Below are 22,425 nucleotides of genomic sequence, written 5' to 3'. Positions count from 1 at the left end.
CGGCGCGCGTCACGCCCACCCGAAGACGAATGCCGCGGTCCAGACCGCGGTCGCCGCGCCGAGCGCCGACGCGGCCACGACGGAGAGTCGTCGTCCTCGTCCGGCGCGCTGCCACACGGGCGAAAGACCGGCCAGGCTCACGACGAGCAGGACGGACAACCACGGAACGGCGGCGGGGACTCCCAGGAGCATCGTCGCGGGAGACGCGGCCCAGCCCGCGAGGAGGGTCCAGCTCGTCGCGATGAACCAGATCGATCCGAAGATCGGGGCGATCCCCGTCGCAAGCCGATCTTGGACGGGGCTGCCCCGCAGGGCCGCGGCGACCGTCGGGAGCAGCCAGGCGATCGCCCAGACGATGCTGACCACACCGTAGAGGATCGGCACGAGGAAGATGAGCGCGGTCCGGCCGACGCCGTCGCCGAGCGCGGAAGCGAGCATCGGGACGGGCGCCGCCGCGCTGGCGCTCACGACCGGAACGGCCGCATCGTCCGCGGCACACAGTCCTGCCCGGTACCCCTCGGGGTCCGCGAGCCATGCGCGGAGGACGACGACGGCGCACGCACTCCGGTCGATGATCGGGGCGCCGGCGCCGGCGAACTCGACGACGGTCGAGCCCGGCAGCGTCTCGGAGATCGTCTGCGAGGCTCCCGCGGCCCCCTCCGGCGCGCTCACGACCAGGGCTCGCTGGGTGAAGTGGATCGCCGCCGGGTCCGGTTGTGCGGACTGGGCGACGCCCGCCGCCTCGCACGTCGCGCTCGCGAAGTCGTCGAGGAGGCCGGGCCGCGCTTCGTCCGGCGGTGGAACCGTGAAGGGCGCACTGCAGGACGCCAACCAGTGCGCCACGAGATCCGTCTGCAGGAGCTCGGTGACGGTCGGCTGCACGATGGCGTCGAGCGCGCGGGGATCGCCGCCCGCGAGCGCGGACAGGCCGAGCGGGAGGGCCGCCTGTCGGGCGGGGTCGTCGAGCGCGGCGTCGACCACGAGTTCGAGCGTGTCCCCGTCGAGCACGATCGGCCGCCACCCCGGGACGCGGTGCGGGTCACGCGTGAGCGCCTTCATCGAGGACTCGAGGTGGTCCGCCGACCCCGCCCCGGCCTCGCCGACGCGGTCTCCCGCTCGGGTGTCGAGTCGGTCGAGGCGATCGGCCGTCGCGGCGAAGCCGGCCGTCAGTCGAGCGTCGAAGGCTGGGCTGTCGAGGACGACCCCGACGACGCCGGACTCGTCGATGGCGGCGGCACGCGCGGCCACGGGCGCCGAGACGCCGGACGCTGCGAGGAACCAGGAGGAGTACCCGAGCTCATGTCGGAGATCGACGAGGTCGTGCGCGGACTGCTCGACACCGAACGCGGCCGGATCGACACCGGCCTCCCGCCATTCCTTCACACACGAACCGACCGCATCCCGCATCCCGGTCGAAGCGGTTTCGCGCGGCTTCGGCTTCGCGAGCAGTCCTTCGAGCGCGTCGACGGCTGCAGGGCAACGCAAGGACGGTTTTGCCGATGCTCCGCCGCGCCGTTCGACGAACACGACGTCGCGATCGGCGGACAGTTGCAACGTCTCCGTCATCCGCCTGACGTCGATCGAGGCGAAGGGGACGTCATCGGTGAGGACGACGAGCGGCGGCTCCGACGAACCAGCTCCTGCGGGCACCACGAGGTACGGCACCCGTATCGGTTTGGATCCGTCGACACCACGAGTCTCCGGCACGGTCAGCTCACCGCACGTCGTGCCCGGCGCGACGTCCTGCACACACGCGGCCGCAGCGACGGAGGCGTGCACCGGCTCCGACGAAGCGCTCAGCCCGATGGACGCGAGGGCGAGGCCGCCCACGAGAGCGGTGACGAGTGCACCGACGAAGCGCCGGGACGCGCGCTTACGTTCAGAGGTCCCCCCGGACGACTCGAATCCATCCAACCGCATCGCCGACTCCCCCGATTCAACGCCATCGTGTGTGGACCATCATCCACTGCGCGAGACGCCCCGCGGAAGAGGGGCGACCCACACGTGTTGGATCTGCGCGCTGCGTCCGACGGGACGATCAGTCCTCGCGAGCGTCCTCTTCGGCCCACTTCGCGCTGTTCTCGCGCAGCTTCTCGAGGGCGTGCGCAGCAGCCTCCTGCGTCTCGAACGGTCCGACGCGATCCACCGACGGCGATGCGTAGCCGAACTCGACCGCCCCCGTCTTGACGTTGTACCAGTACTGCTCTGACGGTTCCTTGGCCACGGTCTGACTCCCCTGCTCGGTTAGGCTTGATCCTATGCCTTACGACAGTTCCGGTCACCTGATCGCCGGCCGCATCGGCCGCCAACGCACCGTCCCGACGGAGATCGCCCGACCGGAGTACGTCGGTCGTGCGGCGCCGTCGCCGTACACCGGCGGAGACGTCTACACGCCGGAGGAAGTCGAACTCATCCGTGAGGCCGGCCGCATCGCCGCCGACGCGATCATGGCCGTCGGCGCCGCCGTCCGCCCCGGGATCACGACCGACGAACTCGACGCGATCGGCCACGACTACGTCGTCGCCCACGGCGCCTACCCGTCCACCCTCGGCTACCGGGGCTTTCCCAAGTCGATCTGCAGCTCCGTCAACGAGGTCATCTGCCACGGCATCCCCGACGACACCGTCCTCCGCGACGGCGACATCGTCAACATCGACATCACGGCGTTCCGGAACGGCGTGCACGGTGACAGCAACAAGACCTTCCTCGTCGGCGACGTGAGCGAGGAGGCATCGCTCCTCGTCGACCGCACGCGCGAGGCGCTCGCGCGCGGCATCAAGGCGGTCGCACCTGGGCGAGAGGTCAACGTCATCGGACGGGCCATCGAGTCCTACGCCAAGCGCTTCGGCTACGGCGTCGTCCGCGACTTCACCGGCCACGGCGTCGGCAAGGCCTTCCACTCCGGGCTCATCATCCCCCACTACGACTCGGCTCCCCAGTTCGACACCGTCATCGAACCCGGCATGGTCTTCACGATCGAACCGATGCTCACCCTCGGCACCGCGGACTGGGACCAGTGGGAGGACGGCTGGACCGTCACCACGAAGGATCGCAGCCTCACCTCGCAGTTCGAGCACACGCTCGTCGTCACGGAACGCGGCGCGGAGATCCTCACACTGCCCAGTTCGGAATAGGCTGGGGGCATGACGAACAACGCTCCCCAGTCCGCCGTCGGCATCGATATCGGGGGGACCGGTATCAAAGGGGCGGTCGTCGACCTCTCCACGGGAGAGTTGCTGAGCGAACGGGTCAAACTGCCCACACCGAAGGGCGGCGAGCCGAAGGACATCGTCCAGACCGTCAAGCAGGTCCTCGACTCGCTCTCGCCCGCGGGCGACTCGCTCCCCCTCGGCGTGTGCTTCCCCGCCATCGTGAAGAACGGCATGACGATGTCGGCCGCGAACGTCTCCGACAAGTGGATCGGCCTCGAAGCCGAGAAGCTGTTCGAGAAGGGCCTCGGCCGCGACATCCAGTTCGTGAACGACGCCGACGCCGCGGGATACGCGGAGACCGAGTTCGGTGCGGCCAAGGACCGCAAGGGCCTGACGCTGCTCACGACGCTCGGCACGGGCATCGGCACCGCCCTCATCTACGACCACACCCTCATCCCCAACGCCGAGCTCGGCCACCTGGAGATCGACGGCCACGACGCCGAGACCCGCGCCTCGTACGCCGCCAAGGAACGCGACGACCTCAGCTGGGACAAGTGGGCCAAGCGCCTGCAGAAGTACTACGAGCGCCTCGAGTTCCTGCTCTCCCCCGACCTCTTCGTCGTCGGCGGCGGCGTCTCCAAGCACGCGGACGAGTTCATCCCCCTGCTGAAACTCAAGACACCCATCATCCCCGCGGTGCACCGCAACTACGCGGGCATCCTCGGCGCCGCAGCACTCGCAGCGCGAGCCGGTCGTCCCGGCCGCGAGGGCGCCTCGGCGGAAGCGGTCCACGCGGGCTGACGCACGCGAAGCGCTCCACACATCGAATGCCGGAACCGGCGCAGCCCAGCAGGGGTGCGCCGGTTCCGTCGTTCCAGGGACGCGGTTCCCAGGGATGCGCCGTGAGTCAGCCGTGAGCACTCCGTGAGGGTCCGCCCAGAGGGCGTGAGGAAACCGTGAGGATCGGACACCGTCGGCACCGACGGGCGTTGACTCTCCACCGGTGGCGAACGCCACCCATCCGCATCCCGTGCGGATCGACCCGGTTGGAGTGTGTCAGTTGCTCGACATCGTGTTCATCGGGGGCGCCATCGCCCTCTTCGCCATCGTCGCCCTCGTGGCCTGGGCGGTGGAGCGGCTGTGATCGTCATCGGCATCGCGAGCGTTGTGCTCGCCATCGCGGCCATCGGCTACCTCGTCGTCGCCCTCGTGAAACCGGAGCGATTCTGACATGCCTCCGTTCCTGCTCCTCGTCCTCCAGCTCGCGACCGTCGCGCTGATCCTCGCCGTCGCCCACAAGCCCGTCGGCGACTACATGGCCCACACCTACTCGTCCACGAAGGACCTCCGCGTCGAACGGTGGATCTACCGCTTCACAGGCGTCGACTCCGCGTCATCGCAGAGCCCGCGCATGTACCTGCGCGGCATCCTCGCGTTCTCGCTCGTCGGCGTCCTGTTCGTGTACCTGCTGCAGCGGATCCAGCCGATCCTGCCCTACGCCCTCGGCCTGCCGTCCGTCCCCGAGTCGCTCTCGTTCAACACCGCGATCTCCTTCGTGACGAACACGAACTGGCAGTCGTACTCGCCGGAGGCGACCCTCGGCTACACCGTGCAGCTCGCGGCCCTCGCCGTGCAGAACTTCGTCTCCGCCGCGGTCGGCATCGCCGTTGCGGTCGCGCTCGTCCGCGGGTTCGCACTCCGTCACTCGGACACGATCGGCAACTTCTGGGTCGACCTCGTCCGGGGCACGGTGCGCATCCTGCTGCCGTTCTCCGTGATCGCGGCGATCGTCCTCATCGCGGGCGGCGTCATCCAGAACTTCACCGACCCGACGAGCGTCCAGACGCTCGTGGGCGGAACGCAGTCCATTCCGGGCGGCCCGGTCGCCTCGCAGGAGGCCATCAAGCTCCTCGGCACGAACGGCGGCGGCTTCTTCAACGGCAACTCCGCGCACCCCTTCGAGAACCCGTCCCCCTGGACGAACGTCTTCGAAGTCGTGCTCATGCTCATCATCCCGTTCTCGCTCCCACGGACCTTCGGCCGCCTCGTGGGCGACCGTCGACAGGGCAACGCGATCCTCGCGGCCATGACGACGCTCTTCCTCGTGTCGGTGTCCGCCATGACCGCGTTCGAACTCGCGGGCGGCGGCACGGCGACGGCTGCGGCCGGCGGTGCGATGGAGGGCAAGGAGACGCGCTTCGGCATCATCGGCTCGACGCTCTTCGACTCGACGTCGACCCTCACCTCGACGGGCGCCGTGAACTCCACACCGGACAGCTACACTCCGCTCGGCGGGGCGATGGCGATGATCAACATGATGCTCGGGGAACTCGCCCCCGGCGGCGTCGGCTCAGGCCTCTACGGCATGCTCGTGATCGCGATCATCGCCGTGTTCCTCGCAGGTCTGATGGTCGGCCGCACACCCGAGTACCTCGGCAAGAAGCTCGGCGCCAAGGAGATGAAGCTCGCGAGCCTCTACATCCTCACGACGCCGACGCTCGTCCTCATCGGCACGGCCCTGAGCTTCGCGATTCCGGCGATCCGCGGCAATGTCGAGGGGACGTCGCTCTGGAACACCGGTGTGCACGGATTCAGCGAGGTGCTGTACGCCTTCACCTCTGCGGCGAACAACAACGGCTCCGCGTTCGCCGGTCTCACCGCGAACACGCCGTGGTTCAACACGGCGCTCGGCGTGGCGATGCTCCTCGGACGCTTCCTGCCGATCGTGTTCGTGATCATGCTCGCCGGCTCCCTCGCGAAGCAGGAGCGCGTACCGCAGACCGCCGGAACGCTCCCCACCCACCGGCCGCAGTTCGTCGGCCTCCTCGTCGGCACCGTCGTCATCGTGTCGGCTCTCACGTACTTCCCGGCCCTCGCGGTCGGTCCGCTCGCAGAAGGACTCCTCTGATCATGTCCACGCTCACCAACGCACCCCTCTCCTCGGCCTCAGCGCCGTCGGGAGACGCCCTCGGTCACCAGGAACGGCCGAAACCGCGCACGCTCAGCGTCGCGCAGATCCTCGCGGCGCTCCCGGGCGCCTTCCGGAAACTCGACCCCCGCATCATGTGGCGGAACCCCGTCATGTTCATCGTCGAGGTCGGCGCGGCGCTCACGACCGTGGTCGCGCTCGCCACCCCGTTCCTGTCCGACCCGGACACGAGCGTCTCGCTCCTCTTCATGTGGTCCATCGCCATCTGGCTGTGGCTCACGGTCCTGTTCGCGAACCTCGCGGAGTCGGTCGCAGAAGGTCGTGGCAAGGCCCAGGCCGCGAGCCTCCGGGCTACCCGCACGACCACGACGGCCACGCGCTTCAGCCCGTACGACGCCGACCGCGACCCGGCCGGCCTGACGAGCCCGACCGAGCAGGTCGCTTCGGCGGACCTCACCCTCGGTGACACGATCGTCGTCACCGCGGGCGAGCTCATCCCCGGCGACGGCGACATCGTGCACGGCATCGCCTCGGTGGACGAGAGCGCCATCACGGGCGAATCGGCCCCCGTCATCCGTGAGGCCGGAGGCGACCGCAGCGCCGTCACGGGCGGCACCCGCGTCCTGAGCGACCGGATCGTGGTCCGGATCACGAGTCGGCCGGGCGAGACCTTCGTCGACCGGATGATCCGACTGGTCGAGGGCGCCTCGCGCCAGAAGACGCCGAACGAGATCGCGCTCAGCATCCTGCTCGCGAGCCTCTCGATCGTCTTCCTGGTCGTCACGCTCACGATCAACCCGCTCGCGAGTGCAGGCGGCTCGGTCGTGGGCGTCACCGTCCTCATCGCCCTCCTCGTCTGCCTCATCCCGACGACGATCGGCGCGCTCCTCTCCGCCATCGGCATCGCGGGCATGGACCGGCTCGTGCAGCGCAACGTGCTGGCCCTCAGCGGACGGGCCGTGGAAGCGGCTGGCGACGTCACGACGCTCCTCCTCGACAAGACCGGAACGATCACCTACGGCAACCGCCGTGCTGTCGAATTCGCCCCGATCCCCCGCGTCCGTCCCACGGCGCTCACCCGCGCCGCCGTCCTCGCCTCGCTCGGCGACCCGACGCCGGAGGGCCGGTCGATCCTCGACCTCGCCGAGACGCTCGGCGACACGGACCGCACCGAGACGGGCGTCCTCGTCCCGTTCACGGCGCAGACCCGCATGAGCGGCATCGACCTGCCCGACGGCCACCAGGTCCGGAAGGGCGCCGGCACGGCCGTCATCGCCTGGGTCGAAGCCCAGAACCCGATCGAAGCGGCCACCCGATCGGCGCTCGACCGCGCGATCACCCGCGTCTCCGAAGCCGGCGGCACCCCCCTCGTCGTCGCTGAGGCCGACGCGTCCGGCCACGCGAGCGTCCTCGGCGTCGTCTTCCTCAAGGACGTCGTGAAGACGGGCCTCGCCGAACGCTTCGGCGACCTCCGCCGCATGGGCATCCGCACCGTCATGATCACGGGCGACAACCCCGTGACCGCGAAGGCGATCGCCGCGGAGGCCGGCGTGGACGACGTGCTCGCTGAAGCGACTCCGGAGGACAAGCTCGCGCTCATCCGTCGGGAGCAGGAGGGCGGCAACCTCGTCGCGATGACCGGTGACGGCACGAACGACGCCCCGGCGCTCGCACAGGCCGACGTCGGCGTCGCCATGAACACCGGAACCTCGTCCGCGAAAGAGGCCGGCAACATGGTCGACCTCGACTCAGACCCGACGAAGCTCATCGACATCGTGACGATCGGCAAGCAGCTGCTCATCACGCGCGGCTCGCTCACGACCTTCTCGATCGCGAACGACGTGGCGAAGTACTTCGCGATCATCCCCGCGATGTTCGCCGTCGCCTTCCCCGGACTGCAAGTGCTCAACATCATGCAGCTGCACTCGCCGTCCTCCGCGATCCTGTCGGCCGTGATCTTCAACGCCCTCATCATCGTGATCCTCATCCCGCTCGCACTCCGCGGCGTGAGCTACCGGGCGTCCTCGGCGACCGCGCTCCTCAGCCGCAATCTGCTCGTGTACGGGCTCGGGGGCCTCATCGCCCCGTTCATCGGGATCAAGCTCATCGACCTCGTCGTCGGGCTCCTCCCCGGCTTCTGATCGCGACATCGCGAACCACGGACGCCACGGCATCGGCACCCGCAAGCACACCCCCAGAACAGCTCCACGAACAGGAATCCACCATGAACACCTCGCGCGGAACCCTCCGCCAATACCTCGTCGCAGCTCGTGCGATGCTCCTCTTCACCCTCGTCCTCGGCGTCGGATACACGGCCGTCATCACCGGCATCGGGCAGCTCACGATGAACGCGACGGCCAACGGATCGATCGTCCAGGAGGACGGGAAGGCGGTCGGCTCGTCACTCATCGGGCAGAGCTTCACCGATGCGGACGGCAACACCCTGCCCCAGTGGTTCCAGTCCCGCCCCTCCGCGGCGGGAGACGGATACGACGGCGCAGCCTCGAGCGGCAGCAACCGCGGCCCGAACAGCGACATCCTCCTCACCGATGTGAACGCCCGAGCTGCGCGGATCATGGAGGAGGACGGCGTGAGCCGCGACCAGATCCCCGCTGACGCCCTCACCGCGTCCGGCTCTGGACTCGACCCGGACATCAGCGTCGCGTACGCACAGCTGCAGGCGAAGCGCATCGCCGAGGCGCGAGGGATCGACGTCTCCACGGTGCAGAAGCTCATCGCGTCTACAATGCAGGACAGGGACCTCGGCTACCTCAGGGAACCCAGAGTCAACGTGCTGGCCCTCAACCTGGCACTCGCGAAGATGGGCGACTGAGCATGGCACGCGGCCGATTGCGAGTGTTCCTCGGAGCCGCTCCCGGCGTGGGCAAGACCTTCGCCATGCTGGAGGAGGGCGCGCGTCTGGGCGACGCGGGAACAGACGTCGTGATCGGCCTCGTGGAGACCCACGGACGGGCCGCCACCGCAGCGCTCACCGGCGGGCTCGAACTCGTGCCCCGCGCCGTCGTCGAGCACGCGGGCGTCACGATGACCGAGCTCGACCTCGACGCGATCCTGCGTCGCGCCCCTGAGCTCGCGCTCGTCGACGAGCTCGCCCACACGAACGCACCCGGGGCGCGGAACGCCAAACGCTGGCAGGACGTCGATGTACTCCTCGACGCGGGGATCGACGTCCTGTCCACCGTGAACATCCAACACATCGAGTCGCTCAGCGACGTGGTCGAGCGCATCACGGGCGTCCGACAGCGCGAGACGATTCCCGATCAGGTGCTCCGCGGCGCGGATCAGGTCGAACTCGTCGACCTCGTGCCGCAAGCGCTGCGCGGACGACTCGCCGCGGGCGAGGTCTACCCGGCCGATCGGATCGATGCCGCGCTGTCGCACTACTTCCGGCTCGGCAACCTCACCGCGCTCCGCGAACTCGCGCTGCTGTGGCTCGCGGACGACGTCGACAGCGCGCTGAGCGCCTACCGGGCCGCGAACGAGATCGACGACCGATGGGATGCGCGCGAACGCGTCGTCGTCGCGCTCACCGGCGGACCGGAGGGCGACACCCTGATCCGACGCGGTGCACGCATCGCCTCCCGGTCCGCCGGAGGAGACCTCGTGGCCGTGCACGTCGCCACGCAGGACGGCCTCCGCGACGCCGACCCGGGCGTCCTCGCCAACCAGCGCGCGCTCGTCGAGCGGTTGGGCGGCTCGTATCACCAGGTCATCGGCCAGGATGTGCCGCACGCACTCGTCTCCTTCGCAAAGGCGAGCAACGCCACGCAGCTCGTCGTCGGCGTCAGCCGCAGGAGTCGGCTGAGCGCCCTGCTCGGCGGCCCAGGCATCGGCGCGACGGTGATCCGGGAGTCCGGAGACATCGACGTGCACATGGTCGCGCACGCAGCCGCCGGCTCCCGCCCGGCGCTCCCCCGGTTCCACGGCGCGCTGACGGTGAAGCGGCGGATCCTCGGCTTCGTGCTCGCACTCGTCGGCGGGCCGATCCTCACCGCGGCGCTCCTCCTCGTCCGGTCACCGGAGTCGCTCACGCCGACGGCTCTCGGCTACCAGCTCCTCGTCGTCCTCGTCTCCCTGGTGGGCGGACTCTGGCCGGCGGTCTTCGCCGCCGTGCTCAGCGGTTTCACCCTCGACTTCCTCTTCATCGCCCCGGTCGGCAGCATCACGATCAGTGACCCGTACCACCTCATCGCCCTCGTGCTCTACGTCTCGATCGCGGCCCTCGTGAGCGTCGTCGTCGACCAGGGCGCACGTCGCTCCCGCGTGGCCGCACGCGCCGGTGCCGAGTCCGATCTCCTCGCGACGGTCGCGGGGAGTGTGATCCGCGGCGAGAATGCCCTTCAGGCGCTCGTGAGCCGCACACGGGAGGCCTTCGGGCTCGTGGGCGTCCGACTGCTCCGCACCGGTTCGCCGACGTCTGCAGCGGGCGCTGAGGGCCGCGGAGCATCCAGTGCCGCACCGAAAACGGCGGACCAGGTCATCGTGACCGACGGCGAGCCTGCGGACGAAGCCCACACCACGCGCCTGCGAGTCGGCGCCGACACGGAGCTCGAGCTCTCCGGCCGCCATCTGGAAGCCACCGACCGGCGAGTGCTCGGCGCCATCATCGCCCAGATGGACGCGGCGATCGAACGCGAACGGCTCCGGCTCGCCGCCGAGGAGATGCTGCCGCTCGAACAGGCCGACCGGGTGCGCAGCGCCCTGCTCGCGGCGGTCGGCCACGACCTCCGGCGTCCGCTCGCAGCCGCCACCGCCGCCGTCACCGCCCTCAGGGCGCCCGACATGACGTGGAGCGCAGGCGACCGCGAACAGCTCCTCGAGACCGCGGAGACGGCTCTCGCGTCCCTCAGCGGCCTCGTGACCAACCTGCTCGACGCGAGTCGTCTGCAAGCAGGAGTCCTCGCAGTGACCCTCGCCCCGACCGATGTCGACGACGTCATCCTCCTCGCCCTCGACGAACTGCAGCTCGGCCCGGGTGCGGTCCGTCTCGAGCTCTCGCCGATCGTCCCGGCCGTCTCCGCCGACGCGGTCCTGTTGCAGCGAGTGGTCGTGAACGTCATCAGCAACGCGCTCCGCTACGCCCCGGCGGACGAACCGCCCGTCGTCCGCGTCAGCTCGTTCCAGGGCTCGGTCGAACTCCGGGTCGTCGATCGCGGCCCCGGCGTGCCCGTGGAGCGCCACGACGACATCTTCGTCCCCTTCCAACGCTCTGGAGACGACGACAACACGACGGGCCTCGGTCTGGGCCTCGCCCTCTCCCGTGGTTTTATGGAAGGCATGGGTGGCAGTCTGGACGTCGAGGACACCCCGGGCGGAGGGCTCACGATGGTCTTGCGACTCGCGGAATCCACAGGCGGCGCGATCGACGACGGCGCACGTCCCGACAGCGCACGGCACGACGACGAGGCGACCGTCTGATGCGCATCCTCATCGCCGACGACGACCCGCAGATCCTCCGCGCGCTCCGCATCACGCTCGGTGCACGCGGCTACGACGTCGTCACCGCGCCCGACGGGGCGGAAGCGCTCAGACAGGCGACGGAACACCGTCCCGACCTGCTCATCCTCGATCTCGGGATGCCCGGCATCGGCGGCATCGACGTCATCCACGGTGTGCGCGGCTGGTCGGCGGTCCCGATCCTCGTCGTGTCCGGACGCACCGATTCGGCCGACAAGGTCGATGCGCTCGACGCCGGAGCCGACGACTACGTGACGAAGCCGTTCGCGATCGATGAATTGCTCGCCCGCATCCGCGCTCTGACGAGACGCAGCGCCCCGGCGCCGGAGTCGCCCACCGTGACGTTCGGCGACGTGACCGTCAACCTCGCGGACACCGTCGCGACCCGCACTGCCGCGGACGGCACGACGAGTGCGATCCGCCTGACCCCGACCGAGTGGAAACTCCTCGAACAGCTCCTCCGCCACCCAGGGCAGCTCGTCACGAGGCAGCTGCTCCTCAAGGAGGTGTGGGGGCCGCAGTACACGACGGACACCGGCTACCTGCGCCTGTACCTCGCGCAGCTCCGGAAGAAGCTCGAACCCGTCCCTGCGACGCCCAGATACCTGCTCACCGAACCGGGGATGGGCTATCGCTTCGTCCCGGACGAGGCGCCCGGCGCCTGAACACCGGCGAGCAACCCGCCGGAAGGTGGAATGTGAACGGGTCGGCCGGTACGCCGGGTTCTGTCTCTGCGCACGAAGCGCATCGGACGGCCATCTCTCTCGGGACTACGTTGCCGCAGCCCTCTAGCGGTCTACCCGGGAACTTGGCGAGCAGCCTCAGCGTTCCCTGTTGACCTTGCTCCGGACGAGGTTTACCGAGCCGACCGGGTCACCCCGGTCGCTGGTGGGCTCTTACCCCACCGTTTCACCCTGACCGCAGTCGCCTGCGGCGGTCTGTTCTCTGTGGCACTGTCTCGCGGGTTGCCCCGGGTGGGTGTTACCCACCGCCCTGCTCTGTGGAGCCCGGACGTTCCTCGGCATCGTCGACCCCGAAGGGCTTCCGATGACGCGACCGCCTGGCCGGCCCGTTCACATCGGACAGTCTACCGGGGCGCCGAGAGGACTCAGAGACCTGACTCGTTCGTACGGACGAGGATCGCACTGCACTCGGGGCACTGGACGACGTCGTCGTCACCCGCGGACCGGACGGTCGCGAGGTCGTTGCCGTTGAGCGTCATGTTGCACGCACCGCACGTGCCGGCGCGGAAGAGCGCGGCACCGGTTCCGCCGCGGGTCCGGCGCTGCTCGTAGAGTGCGAACAGCTCGGCGGGGATGCCGGGGACGATCGAGGCTCGGTCGGCCTCGAGGCGTTCCTGCTCCGCACGGAGTTCGACGAGCTGCACGTCGCGCTTCGCGATGACCTCGTCCAGGAGCTCCTGGAGGCCCTTGCGTTCGCTCTCCGCCTCAGCGACTCCGGCCTCCGCGTCCTCGACGCGCTGCATGACCGTGAGCTCGATCTCCTCGAGGTCGTTCTGACGCTTCTGCAGGGAGGCGAGCTCGCTCTGCAGCGCTTCGACGTCCTTGACGGACGTGGACGTCTGGATGCGATCGGTGTCACGCTTGATACGTGCTTCGACGGTCGTCACGTCGGACTCGAGGCGACCGAGTTCGGTGCGGGCGTCTTCACGGACGCCGACGCGCTCGATGTGCTTCAGACGGACGGTCTCGACCTCCTTCTGGAGCTCGGCGATCCGCGTCTCCTCGGGGAGGTGTCCCGCGCGGTAGGCGGCGCGTTGCACGCCGGTGTCGATGCCCTGGAGGGTGAGCAGGGTCTTCTGGTCTGCGGAGCTGGCTTTCACGTTGTTCCAAACTGTCGACTGATCACACTACCGGCCCTCACTGCGTCACGACGAAGTCCCACGGGTCCGTCCGCAGTTCGCTCACTGCGACCGTCAGTCCGGGGAGCGATTCGCGGAGGGCCTCGGCCGCGAGGTCGAGCCACAACCACTCGCTCGCCCAGTGCGAGACGTCGATGAGCGCGGGGCCGTTCCCGGTCAGGATCGCCTGTTCACGGGCTTCGGATGCGGGGTGGTGGCGGAGGTCTGCGGTCACGTACAGGTCGGCACCGACCACGGCCGGGTTCCCGAGGAGCGAGTCGCCCGCTCCCCCGCACACGGCGATGCGGGTGATCGGTCGGTCGTAGTCGCCCGACGCGCGGACGCCGCTCGCGGTGGGCGGCAGGACGGCGGCGAGTTCGCGGGCGATCTGTCCGAGCGTCAGCGGAGCGGGGAGGTCTCCGACCCGGCCGATCCCGGTCACGCCGTCCGCGGCCGGCTCGATCGGGGTCGTGCCGATGAGGCCGAGGCGGTTCGCGAGCGCATCGGAGGTCCCGTCGTCGACGACGTCGGCATTCGTGTGCGCCGCCACGAGTGCGGTCCCGCTTCGGATGAGCTTCGCGATGAGCGCACCCTTATAGCGGTCCTCCGCGACCGTGGTCACGCCACGCATGAGCAGGGGGTGGTGCACGAGCAGGAGGTCGGCACCGGTCGAGACGGCTTCATCGACCGTCGCGGCGACGGCGTCGACCGCAAGCAAGACGCCTCCCACCTCCTGGTCGGGATCGCCCACGAGGAGGCCCGGAGCGTCCCAGCTCGACGCACCCGAGAGCGGCCAGTGGTGTTCGATGATCCTGTTGACTTCACGCAGCGTGTACGGCACGGAACCAGCCTACCGAGACGAGGCGCCGTGGTCTGCGCACGTCTCGCGGCGCTGCTCCGGTGGCGTGGCGACGAGGTCAACCGAGCGCGAGGCCCGGCTGCTCCACGAGGGTCTCGGAGAGGTGGCGCGCGTAGCCGCCCGGGCTCCGTCCGATGAACCGGCCGGAGGTCAGCACCCAGGCGTCGTCCGTCGCCTGCTCGAGGATGCCGGCGTCGCGGAGCCGCCGGACCAGCAGGTTGTCCTCGTGCTCCGGGACCGGGTCGAATCCGCCAGCCGCGAGATACCGATCCGCGCGGATTCCGAGATTGGCCCCGTGAACGTGCCCGTTGGCCTCCCCGGGGCGGTGCGTGCGTCGCCACGCCGTCCACTGGGCCGCCGTGAGGTCGGCCGGATCGGGCCGGACCGTCCCGACGACGAGGTCGACGCCCTGGTCCGCGGATGCGAGCTGCGACACCAGCCAGTGCGCGGGAACGGCGGAGTCGGCGTCGGTGTGCGCCGTCCACATCCGTGACGAGTCCTCGATGCCGAGTCGTTCGAGCGCTACCGCGACACCCGCGGCACGCGCCGCCCCGACCGCACGATGGTCCGTCCGGAGAACGGTGAACCCTGATGCGTCAGCGAGCCGACCCGATCCGTCCGTGCACGCGTCGAGCACGAGCACGACTTCCACGGCGAGTTGGGCCGATACCGGAGATGCGGCATCGAGTCGCGCAACCGCCCCTCGAACGGATGCGATGCAGCGCGGCAACAGTTCCTCCTCGTCGTGGACCGGCACGACCACGGCGACGCCGAGGATGCGCCCGGTCATGAGACGAGCCCCGTCCGTCTGGCGACCGAACGCGCCGGCGGCCTGGTGAACACCTCGAGGAGGAAGTCCTCTTCGACGTGCGAGACGATGCGGACGAGGTCATCCCTGGCTCCGATGGCCGCGTGCACACGATCGCCGTCGAGCGGGTACTCCGGGACCTCGTGCCGCCAGTGGCAGGTCAGGAGGACGCCGTCCGGCGCGAGGGAGGCGAGCGTGTGGTCGATCGCGGTCTCGAGATCCGCGGGGCCCCAGTAGTACCCGACCTCGGAGAGGACGATGAGGTCGAAGAGCCCCGTCGGCCACTCCCGCGGTGTCGCGTGGCGCTCGAAACGCACGTCGTCGCGTCCGGCGAGCCGTTCCCGAGCGCGCTCGAGCGGTGCTTCGGAGATGTCCACGGCGAGGAGGCGATCCGCCCGCATCGCCAACTCCGCGGAGAGCACGCCCGTCGAACAACCGATCTCCAGGACGTCCCCGTATCGCTCGTCCGGGAGCGCCGCGAGCGTGATCGCACGCTTCCGCGCCTCGTACCAGCGGGTCTCGAAGCCCCACGGGTCGGAACGTCCCTCGTAGAACTCGTCGAAGAACTCGGCCCCGAGCGATGGCGCAGGTGACGCGTCGTGAGACGGTGAAGACACGGTGACACCAGTGGTCGTGGCCCGCTCCGCGACCACGAACGTCTCGAACGGCCGATCGAAGTGCCGCTGCATCTCGGCACCGAGTACGGCCTCGTCACCCGGCAGCTCCGACAACGGCTCGGCCTGGCTGTGGTGCTCGGCGAGGGCCGTCCGTTTCGCCGCGCGGGCGCCGTCACCGACCGGCAACACGCGCAACCGGTCCCAGGGCATCGCTGCATCGCCAGGCGCCGACCAGTGCCACAACCAGATCGGGTATTCGAACAGGTCGATGTCGCGCGCTCCGGCGAGTTCGGCCGCGACTTCGCCGGCGATTCGGTGGTCGCGATGCCCGTCGCCGCGCCACGGAGCCACGAGAAGCGGTCGCGCCGCGCGGCTGACCGCGGCGTCGAGGATCGCCGCCAACCGTCCGGACAGATCGAGCCGCTCCTCACGAAGCGCTCCGTCGGGGAGTCCCAGGAACTCGATGACGGCATCCGGCGCGAGCGATCGGACCGCGGCGGTCACCTCGCGACGTCTGACGGACGCCAGCCGCTCCGGAGTGACCGTCGAGGACTCCGGATGGGACCCTTCCCCGTCGGTCGCCACGACGACGATCAGTCGAGCACCTCGCCTCGCGGACATCGCCATGAGGGCGGCCGCACCGAGCGTCTCGTCGTCGGGGTGCGCGGCGAGGACCACGAGCACGTCCGGATCCGGATCAATGCTCCGCAACGAGGTGAACCGCTCGTCCGCCAACCACTCCGACTCGAGCGTGCCGCGATCACGGTGGTCGAAGCTCACCACGGGGACCGCCCGAGCGCTCTGAGTCCCCGGCCGAGCGAGGCGTCGTCCCGCTCCCAGTGGTGCTGGGCGAGATACAGCTGCAGATCGGCGACGCGTTTCGCGAAGGCCTCGTCGGTCGTCGACGGACCCGGTCCGAGCACCCGTTGCACTCGTTCGATGATCGTGGCGACAGATGGCGCGACGGCGCCTCGCACGCGTTTCATCAGGATCGACGGCGAAACGGATAGTGATTCCTGTTCCGGTTCAGCCCGCGAACCGTGCGAGGTCGCGGACGCGGATGCGCCACGGTCGATGATCGATGCCGCCGAGCCGAGCATCCCCCCACTCGTCTGAAGCAGGACGTCGATCGCGCCCGTGGCGGCATCGTGCAGGGCATCCGGCTCTCGATGCGTCCACGTCTCCGAGAGGGCCCGAGCCACTCCGACCGCGCCACCGAACCAGCACGCGGCGACGCCCATCCCGCCCCAGGCGAATCCCGGACGCGCCAGGTACCACCCCTCCGCGCCGACGGGCGTCGCTCGAACGCCGTCGAAATCGATCGGCGCGCTCACGACCTCTCGAAGACCGCGAGCGATCCAGGGGCCGGTGTGCGCTCGGACGCCGTCTTGCCCGAGGTCCACGGCGAACAGGCGCGAATCGCCGGAAGGCGTCGATGCGGTCACCAGCGCGTGGGAGAGCACTGCACCGAGCGAGCACCAGGGCTTCCTTCCGGTCAACCGCCACTCGTCACCGTGCTGCGTCGCTGCAAGCGTGGATGCCGGACCGCCTGAGGCGAACACGCCCCACGAAGCACCGTTCGCCGTCGCGTCCAGCAGACGCTCGACAGTGTCGACGACCTGGGACTCCGCACCAGAATCCGCGCGGGAACGGCTGCCGCCGCGCGCAGGCGATCGGGGATGCTCGACGTCCTCGGATCTCGCCTCGATCAGGATCGCGATGGCGTCGAGGTGCGGCTCCAGGATCCGGCTCGTACCGACATCGTGGGCGGCGACGGAAGCGAGGAACTCCCACCGTTCCAACGTCCGACCGGACCCGGGCAGGGGAATGCGCGTCCCCACCTCAACGGCCCAGGCGAGGACGTCGTCGAGCGACGCGCTCGACTCCGGCACAGCCGCGAAGGCATCGGTCGTGGTCGCGTCCCACGAGCTCTGCCCGGACGGCGCCACGACCACCCGGCGTCTGGCGGGCGTCCGCTGCTCACTCGTCACATCTGCTCCTCGGCTGTCCGACGTGGCGTCGGCGTTCGTCGAGCGTAGAGGCACCCCGGGTCATTCATTCGGGGCTTGACAGCAGCCGAACCGACCCCAGATGCGATGTTCCCGCACGCGGGCTCAGTCGCGCACGAGCAGCAGCACTGCGAGGAGGATCATCACGACGGCGATGACACCGTCGAGGATCCGCCACGACATCGGTTTCGCGAAGACGCCGCGGAGCAGCCTCGCCCCGAAGCCGAGTGCCGAGAACCAGACGATGCTCGCGACCACGGCACCGGCCCCGAACGCCCACTTGCCCTGCTCACCGTGCGTGCTCGCGATGGACCCGAGCAGCAGGACCGTGTCGAGGTACACGTGCGGGTTCAGCCAGGTCAGCGCGAGCACGGTGAAGATCGTCGGCCACAACCGCGACGGAGCGCGCTCAGCATCCGGCACGAGCGCCTCCGGCCGGAGCGCTCGACGCGCGGCGAGCAGGCCGTATCCGATGAGGAAGGCGGCGCCCACCCAGCGCAGCACCACGAGCGCCACGGGGAACCGCTCGACGACGAACCCGATGCCCGTGATCCCCGCGAGGATCAGGATCGCGTCCGAGAGCGCGCAGACCAGGACGACCGGCAGGACGTGCTCGCGCTTGATGCCCTGGCGCAGCACGAAGGCGTTCTGCGCACCGATCGCGACGATGAGCGAGAAACCCAACCCGAGCCCGGCGACGCCGGCTTGCAGGAGGTCGGTCGCAGGAGGCACCTCCTGACCATAGGAGACCGCGGGCTCCCGCGCCAGTTCGAGGGCCGCAGGCCGCAGGAACCCGATGCGTTCGCTCTCCGCGACCTCGATGTCGGTGGCGCTCACTCTCCTCGAAACAGTTCGGATCCAGCGGAATAGCAACCGCTGGGGTTCCGTTGGCATCTGCATCGGACGCGCCGCCGTCTGTGACCGCTGCCGCTGTCACTCCTCCCGGGGGCGCACGCCTTCCCGACCCTTCGCCCCTCTCGACTCACAGCACCACTCCACTTCCACGACCGGCCCGAGCGCCGTCGTGTCGACCCAGGACTGGATCCCATGACCGAACGATTCGACACCGATCAGACGACCGCGGACACCGCCGTCGGCTCGTCGCCCCTGCGTCAGTCAGCTCCGGACGCGGCCCCCGCATCCGTCGACCACACCGCTCGCAACAATCGCGTCATCTGGCTGCTCCTCGCCGCGACCTTCGTCGTCATCCTCAACGAGACGATCATGGGTGTCGCCATCCGCGCACTCATGGTCGACCTCCGGATCGACGCCCGTGCGGCCCAGTGGCTCACCACGGCGTTCATGCTGACGATGGCCGTCGTGATCCCGATCACGGGATTCCTGCTCCAAAGGTTCGCCACCCGCCCCATCTTCATCGCGGCCATGTCGCTGTTCTCCGCGGGGACGCTGCTCGCAGCGCTCTCACCCGGCTTCGAAGTGCTCCTCGTCGCACGGGTGATCCAGGCGTCGGGCACTGCGATCATGCTGCCGCTGCTCATGACCACCATCATGAACCTGGTCCCAGCCGCGTCGCGCGGCCGCACGATGGGCAATGTCTCGATCGTGATCTCCGTCGCGCCGGCCATCGGCCCCACGATCTCCGGCGTCATCCTCAACACGCTCGGCTGGCGGTGGATGTTCTGGATCGTCCTGCCGATCGCGCTCATCATGCTCGTGATCGGCATCCGTCGGGTCGAGAACGTCTCGGAGCCGAAGCGCGTCCCGCTCGACGTGTCGTCGGTCATCCTGTCTGCGTTCGGATTCGGCGGCCTCATCTACGGGCTGAGTCGGATCGGTGAGGGCACGGGCGGCTCCGGCGGCTCGGCGGCGCCCATGTGGATCGCGCTCGGCATCGGCGTCGCCTCCCTCACGGTCTTCGTGCTGCGACAGCTCGTCCTGCAGCGCACGGACCGCGCGCTGCTCGATCTCCGGACCTTCCTGTCCCTCAACTTCACGGTCGCCGTCGCCATGATGATCGCGAGCATGATCGCGCTCTTCGGAACGCTCATCCTGCTGCCCATCTACATGCAGGAGGCGATCGGTCTCGAGCCCGTCCAGACGGGTCTGCTCCTGCTGCCAGGGGGCCTGCTCATGGGTCTGCTGGCGCCGTTCGTCGGGCGTCTCTACGACCGCATCGGCCCGGCGCCGCTCGTCGTGCCGGGGTCGATCATCGTGAGCGGCGTGCTCTGGGCGCTCACGACCGTGACCGAGCAGACATCCCCGATGTTCCTCCTCGCCGCGCACCTGACGCTCAGCCTGGGGCTCGCGCTCCTCTTCACCCCGCTCTTCACCTCGGCGCTCGGCGCGGTGCGACCCAAGCTGTACTCCCACGCGAGCGCGATCGTGGGCACCGTGCAGCAGGTCGCCGGCGCGGCTGGAACGGCGCTGTTCGTCACGATCATGGCTGCGGCATCGGCCACGCTCACGTCCAACGGGGCTTCGCTCGAGGCAGCGACGGCAGGCGGCGTCCGTTCAGCGTTCTTCGCGGGCGCGATCATCTCGATGGTCGCGATCGTGGGCGCGTTCTTCCTCCGGAAGGCCGCTCCGGAACCCGGAGCCGCGGCCGTCGGACACTGACCGGGAGCGACCGGCCAGAACTGCTCGGCTGGGAATCGCTCGGCAGTCACAACAACGGGTGGGGCGTCTTTCGGGGCGCCCCACGGCTGTCAACCCCTTGTGACGTCGGTCCTGATCGCGTTGGCTGGAAGCTGACGACGAAAGGGCCATGCGATGACCGACCCACGGCGAACGACTTCCGGCACCCGGCCGAGCACTCCCCATCACTCGAGCCCGGGCTCCCGGCGCAGTAGGCGGGACCTCCCGTCGATCAAGGAGCTCGTGACGGACCTCCGTGACGACACGGTTCGGCTCGTGAAGGGCGAGATCGCCCTCGCGAAAGCGGAGATGGGCGCGAAGGCGAAGAGCCTCGGGGTCGGCGCCGGGTTGCTCGTCGGCGCCCTGATCCTGGTCCTGTTCGGCTTCGGCACACTGCTCGCGGCGGCCGTCCTCGGTCTCGCGCTCGTGATGCCGGCCTGGCTGGCAGCGCTCATCGTCGGCGGCGCACTCATCCTCATCGCCGTCGTCCTGGCCCTCATCGGCGTCAACAAGCTCAAGAAGGGCGCGAAGCCCGTGCCGGAGCGCTCGCTCGAAGCGCTCGGCATCGGACAGCATCGCGACGATGACGACCACACAGACCCGACTTCGCACGGCACCCGTGCACGAGACGAGGACGCAGCATGACCGACGACGGCACGAGGCCACAGCTCCCGGACGGCGCGGGGCTCAACAGCCTGCAGCTCGACGTGGAGCAGACGCGCGAGCATCTCGCTGAAACGCTCGACCTCCTCTTCCAGAAATTCGACGTCCGCACCGCGGTGCGCGCGCACGTCCCCACCTCCCTCGTGATCGCCGCCTGTGTCGCGGTCGCCGCGACGGGTGTCATCATCTGGCGATCGACGCGGGGTCACCGTGGGTGAACCGACCAGGACGTCGGGCTGGCGTGATGACGCCCCGCACGCCGACGAAGCAGCCGATTCCTCTCCAGCCAAGCATCAGCACCTCCCCTGGGCCTTCGTCCTCAAACGATCCCTGCACGCATTCACATCGGACAAGTGCACGGATCTCGCGGCCGGGCTGACCTACTTCTCCGTCCTCTCCCTGTTCCCAGCCGTTCTCGCGCTCGTCTCGATCCTCGGACTCTTCGGACAGAGCAAGCAGGGAACCGATGCGCTGCTCGACATCGCCGGACAACTCGCGCCGGAGTCGAGCATCGGCTTCGTCCGAGACATCGTGCAGCAGTTCGTCGAGTCCCCCGCGATCGGCTGGGCGCTCGTCATCGGCATCGCCGGCGCCCTTTGGTCCGCCTCCGGGTACGTCGGCGCGTTCGGCCGCGCTCTCAACCGCATGTACGGCGTTGAAGAGGGCCGGAAGATCTGGAAGCTCCGTCCTGTGCAGCTCGGCGTGACCGCTGTCGTGCTCGTCGTGATCTCGCTCATCGGCGTTGCCCTCATCGTGTCCGGACCGGTTGCCAAGGCCGTCGGTTCCGCGCTCGGTCTGGGCGACACCGTGCTCGTCGTCTGGTCGATCGTGAAGTGGCCGATCATCGCGGTCGCGGTCGTCTTCGTCATCGCGGTGCTCTACTACGCCACGCCGAACGTCAAACCCCCGCGCTTCCGCTGGGTGAGCTTCGGTGCTGCTGCAGCGCTGCTCGTGCTCGTCGTGGCGTCGCTCGCCTTCGGGTTCTACCTCGCGAACTTCGCGAACTACGACAAGACGTACGGCTCGCTCGCCGGCATCGTGATCTTCCTCCTCTGGTTGTGGATCGCGAACAATGCGCTCCTCTACGGTGCGGAGCTCGACATCGAGCTCGAACGGGGTCGGCAGTTGGCGTCGGGCATCAGGGCGGAGGAACGGCTGCAGGTGCCGTTGCGGTCAGACGATGCGATCCGAACGCTGGCCGACAAGGCGGCGAAGGACACGCTCGAGGGCAAGCGGGTCCGCGAACAGGCTCTGGCGGACCGCGAGGACTGATCGCGCTCCGGTGACTCCGCGGCTATTCTGAAGGCAGTGCTCATCCATTCTTCTCTGTGACCCAGAGACCATTCAGCGATTCCAGTGCGCTCCGAAGCGAGGAGCGGTGATTCTGTGTGCCCGAGTAGGGAGCTCCAAGCGGAGCTCCCACAGACCTCGGCCACTGTTCTGCACGCACGAAC

General features: G+C 69.2%; 21 protein-coding genes and 1 other RNA gene. 13 read left to right on the top strand and 9 right to left on the bottom strand.

Going from position 1 to position 22,425, the window contains the following annotated elements:
- Positions 1-9: 9 nt before the first annotated feature.
- Positions 10-1,920: a hypothetical protein gene (locus ACQ3HB_RS06725; RefSeq protein ID WP_430918896.1), complete on the bottom strand. Its 1,911-nt coding sequence runs from the start codon at positions 1,918-1,920 to the stop codon at positions 10-12.
- 118 nt (positions 1,921-2,038) lie between these two features.
- Positions 2,039-2,224, bottom strand: coding sequence for an SPOR domain-containing protein (locus ACQ3HB_RS06720; protein ID WP_430918894.1), 186 nt, complete (start codon positions 2,222-2,224; stop codon positions 2,039-2,041).
- A gap of 34 nt (positions 2,225-2,258) precedes the next feature.
- On the opposite strand from ACQ3HB_RS06720, the gene map reads away from it, so the two are divergent.
- From map to ACQ3HB_RS06675, 9 genes are all read left to right on the top strand, one after another.
- Positions 2,259-3,134, top strand: a complete 876-nt coding sequence (map, locus tag ACQ3HB_RS06715; RefSeq protein ID WP_430918893.1) for a type I methionyl aminopeptidase — start codon at positions 2,259-2,261, stop codon at positions 3,132-3,134.
- Positions 3,135-3,143: 9 nt separating this feature from the next.
- Entirely contained in the window at positions 3,144-3,953 is an 810-nt protein-coding gene (gene ppgK, locus ACQ3HB_RS06710) for a polyphosphate--glucose phosphotransferase (protein ID WP_430918891.1), read from the top strand.
- A 202-nt stretch (positions 3,954-4,155) separates the two neighbouring features.
- Positions 4,156-4,296: a hypothetical protein gene (locus ACQ3HB_RS06705; protein WP_430918890.1), complete on the top strand. Its 141-nt coding sequence runs from the start codon at positions 4,156-4,158 to the stop codon at positions 4,294-4,296.
- Positions 4,293-4,382, top strand: coding sequence for a K(+)-transporting ATPase subunit F (kdpF, locus tag ACQ3HB_RS06700; protein ID WP_430918889.1), 90 nt, complete (start codon positions 4,293-4,295; stop codon positions 4,380-4,382). Before ACQ3HB_RS06705 ends, kdpF begins: the two co-directional genes overlap by 4 nt.
- A 1-nt stretch (position 4,383) precedes the next feature.
- Complete coding sequence (gene kdpA, locus ACQ3HB_RS06695) at positions 4,384-6,060, top strand: potassium-transporting ATPase subunit KdpA (protein WP_430918887.1); 1,677 nt, start codon at positions 4,384-4,386, stop codon at positions 6,058-6,060.
- Positions 6,061-6,062: 2 nt separating this feature from the next.
- Complete coding sequence (kdpB, locus tag ACQ3HB_RS06690) at positions 6,063-8,222, top strand: potassium-transporting ATPase subunit KdpB (protein WP_430918886.1); 2,160 nt, start codon at positions 6,063-6,065, stop codon at positions 8,220-8,222.
- A gap of 83 nt (positions 8,223-8,305) precedes the next feature.
- On the top strand, positions 8,306-8,914 hold the full coding sequence (gene kdpC, locus ACQ3HB_RS06685; protein WP_430918884.1) for a potassium-transporting ATPase subunit KdpC: 609 nt from the start codon (positions 8,306-8,308) through the stop codon (positions 8,912-8,914).
- Between the two features lie 2 nt (positions 8,915-8,916).
- On the top strand, positions 8,917-11,520 hold the full coding sequence (locus ACQ3HB_RS06680) for a sensor histidine kinase (protein ID WP_430918882.1): 2,604 nt from the start codon (positions 8,917-8,919) through the stop codon (positions 11,518-11,520).
- Entirely contained in the window at positions 11,520-12,224 is a 705-nt protein-coding gene (locus ACQ3HB_RS06675) for a response regulator (RefSeq protein ID WP_430918880.1), read from the top strand. Before ACQ3HB_RS06680 ends, ACQ3HB_RS06675 begins: the two co-directional genes overlap by 1 nt.
- Positions 12,225-12,257: 33 nt before the next feature.
- Here the strand turns inward: ACQ3HB_RS06675 and rnpB are convergent.
- From rnpB to ACQ3HB_RS06640, 7 genes are all read right to left on the bottom strand, one after another.
- Positions 12,258-12,631, bottom strand: an RNA gene (gene rnpB / locus ACQ3HB_RS06670) — RNase P RNA component class A.
- Positions 12,632-12,667: 36 nt separating this feature from the next.
- A complete protein-coding gene (locus ACQ3HB_RS06665; RefSeq protein WP_430918879.1) occupies positions 12,668-13,402 on the bottom strand; it encodes a zinc ribbon domain-containing protein in 735 nt (244 codons plus the stop codon).
- A 37-nt stretch (positions 13,403-13,439) separates the two neighbouring features.
- On the bottom strand, positions 13,440-14,261 hold the full coding sequence (locus tag ACQ3HB_RS06660) for a Nif3-like dinuclear metal center hexameric protein (protein ID WP_430918877.1): 822 nt from the start codon (positions 14,259-14,261) through the stop codon (positions 13,440-13,442).
- Between the two features lie 76 nt (positions 14,262-14,337).
- Positions 14,338-15,069: a glycosyltransferase gene (locus tag ACQ3HB_RS06655; RefSeq protein ID WP_430918874.1), complete on the bottom strand. Its 732-nt coding sequence runs from the start codon at positions 15,067-15,069 to the stop codon at positions 14,338-14,340.
- On the bottom strand, positions 15,066-16,487 hold the full coding sequence (locus ACQ3HB_RS06650; RefSeq protein ID WP_430918872.1) for a PIG-L family deacetylase: 1,422 nt from the start codon (positions 16,485-16,487) through the stop codon (positions 15,066-15,068). Before ACQ3HB_RS06650 ends, ACQ3HB_RS06655 begins: the two co-directional genes overlap by 4 nt.
- A complete protein-coding gene (locus tag ACQ3HB_RS06645) occupies positions 16,481-17,695 on the bottom strand; it encodes an acyl-CoA dehydrogenase family protein (protein ID WP_430918870.1) in 1,215 nt (404 codons plus the stop codon). The genes ACQ3HB_RS06650 and ACQ3HB_RS06645 overlap by 7 nt, the downstream gene beginning before the upstream one ends.
- A 123-nt stretch (positions 17,696-17,818) precedes the next feature.
- Positions 17,819-18,445, bottom strand: a complete 627-nt coding sequence (locus ACQ3HB_RS06640) for a LysE/ArgO family amino acid transporter (protein WP_430918932.1) — start codon at positions 18,443-18,445, stop codon at positions 17,819-17,821.
- Positions 18,446-18,760: 315 nt separating this feature from the next.
- Here ACQ3HB_RS06640 and ACQ3HB_RS06635 point away from each other — a divergent pair, with 315 nt between their 5' ends.
- The 4 genes from ACQ3HB_RS06635 (at position 18,761) to ACQ3HB_RS06620 (ending at position 22,243) form a co-directional block, all read left to right on the top strand.
- On the top strand, positions 18,761-20,290 hold the full coding sequence (locus tag ACQ3HB_RS06635; protein WP_430918868.1) for a DHA2 family efflux MFS transporter permease subunit: 1,530 nt from the start codon (positions 18,761-18,763) through the stop codon (positions 20,288-20,290).
- A gap of 261 nt (positions 20,291-20,551) precedes the next feature.
- Positions 20,552-20,953 carry a phage holin family protein gene (locus ACQ3HB_RS06630; RefSeq protein ID WP_430918866.1) on the top strand — a complete coding sequence of 134 codons (402 nt, stop codon included), beginning with the start codon at positions 20,552-20,554 and terminating at the stop codon, positions 20,951-20,953.
- Positions 20,950-21,189 carry a DUF3618 domain-containing protein gene (locus tag ACQ3HB_RS06625; protein WP_430918864.1) on the top strand — a complete coding sequence of 80 codons (240 nt, stop codon included), beginning with the start codon at positions 20,950-20,952 and terminating at the stop codon, positions 21,187-21,189. Before ACQ3HB_RS06630 ends, ACQ3HB_RS06625 begins: the two co-directional genes overlap by 4 nt.
- On the top strand, positions 21,182-22,243 hold the full coding sequence (locus tag ACQ3HB_RS06620; protein ID WP_430918861.1) for a YihY/virulence factor BrkB family protein: 1,062 nt from the start codon (positions 21,182-21,184) through the stop codon (positions 22,241-22,243). The genes ACQ3HB_RS06625 and ACQ3HB_RS06620 overlap by 8 nt, the downstream gene beginning before the upstream one ends.
- The last annotated feature ends 182 nt before the right edge of the window (positions 22,244-22,425 follow it).

Source organism: Plantibacter lichenum (assembly GCF_050587525.1).
Classification (GTDB): domain Bacteria; phylum Actinomycetota; class Actinomycetes; order Actinomycetales; family Microbacteriaceae; genus Plantibacter.
Note: the sequence above shows the minus strand (reverse complement) of the source record. Positions and strands in the feature narration are given on the sequence as shown.

Coding starts and splice junctions, on each gene's coding strand:
- ACQ3HB_RS06725 (WP_430918896.1), bottom strand. CDS start 1,920: ATGCGGTTGGATGGATTCGAGTCGTCCGGGGGGACCTCTGAACGTAAG.
- map (WP_430918893.1), top strand. CDS start 2,259: ATGCCTTACGACAGTTCCGGTCACCTGATCGCCGGCCGCATCGGCCGC.
- ppgK (WP_430918891.1), top strand. CDS start 3,144: ATGACGAACAACGCTCCCCAGTCCGCCGTCGGCATCGATATCGGGGGG.
- kdpA (WP_430918887.1), top strand. CDS start 4,384: ATGCCTCCGTTCCTGCTCCTCGTCCTCCAGCTCGCGACCGTCGCGCTG.
- kdpB (WP_430918886.1), top strand. CDS start 6,063: ATGTCCACGCTCACCAACGCACCCCTCTCCTCGGCCTCAGCGCCGTCG.
- kdpC (WP_430918884.1), top strand. CDS start 8,306: ATGAACACCTCGCGCGGAACCCTCCGCCAATACCTCGTCGCAGCTCGT.
- ACQ3HB_RS06680 (WP_430918882.1), top strand. CDS start 8,917: ATGGCACGCGGCCGATTGCGAGTGTTCCTCGGAGCCGCTCCCGGCGTG.
- ACQ3HB_RS06675 (WP_430918880.1), top strand. CDS start 11,520: ATGCGCATCCTCATCGCCGACGACGACCCGCAGATCCTCCGCGCGCTC.
- ACQ3HB_RS06655 (WP_430918874.1), bottom strand. CDS start 15,069: ATGACCGGGCGCATCCTCGGCGTCGCCGTGGTCGTGCCGGTCCACGAC.
- ACQ3HB_RS06635 (WP_430918868.1), top strand. CDS start 18,761: ATGACCGAACGATTCGACACCGATCAGACGACCGCGGACACCGCCGTC.
- ACQ3HB_RS06625 (WP_430918864.1), top strand. CDS start 20,950: ATGACCGACGACGGCACGAGGCCACAGCTCCCGGACGGCGCGGGGCTC.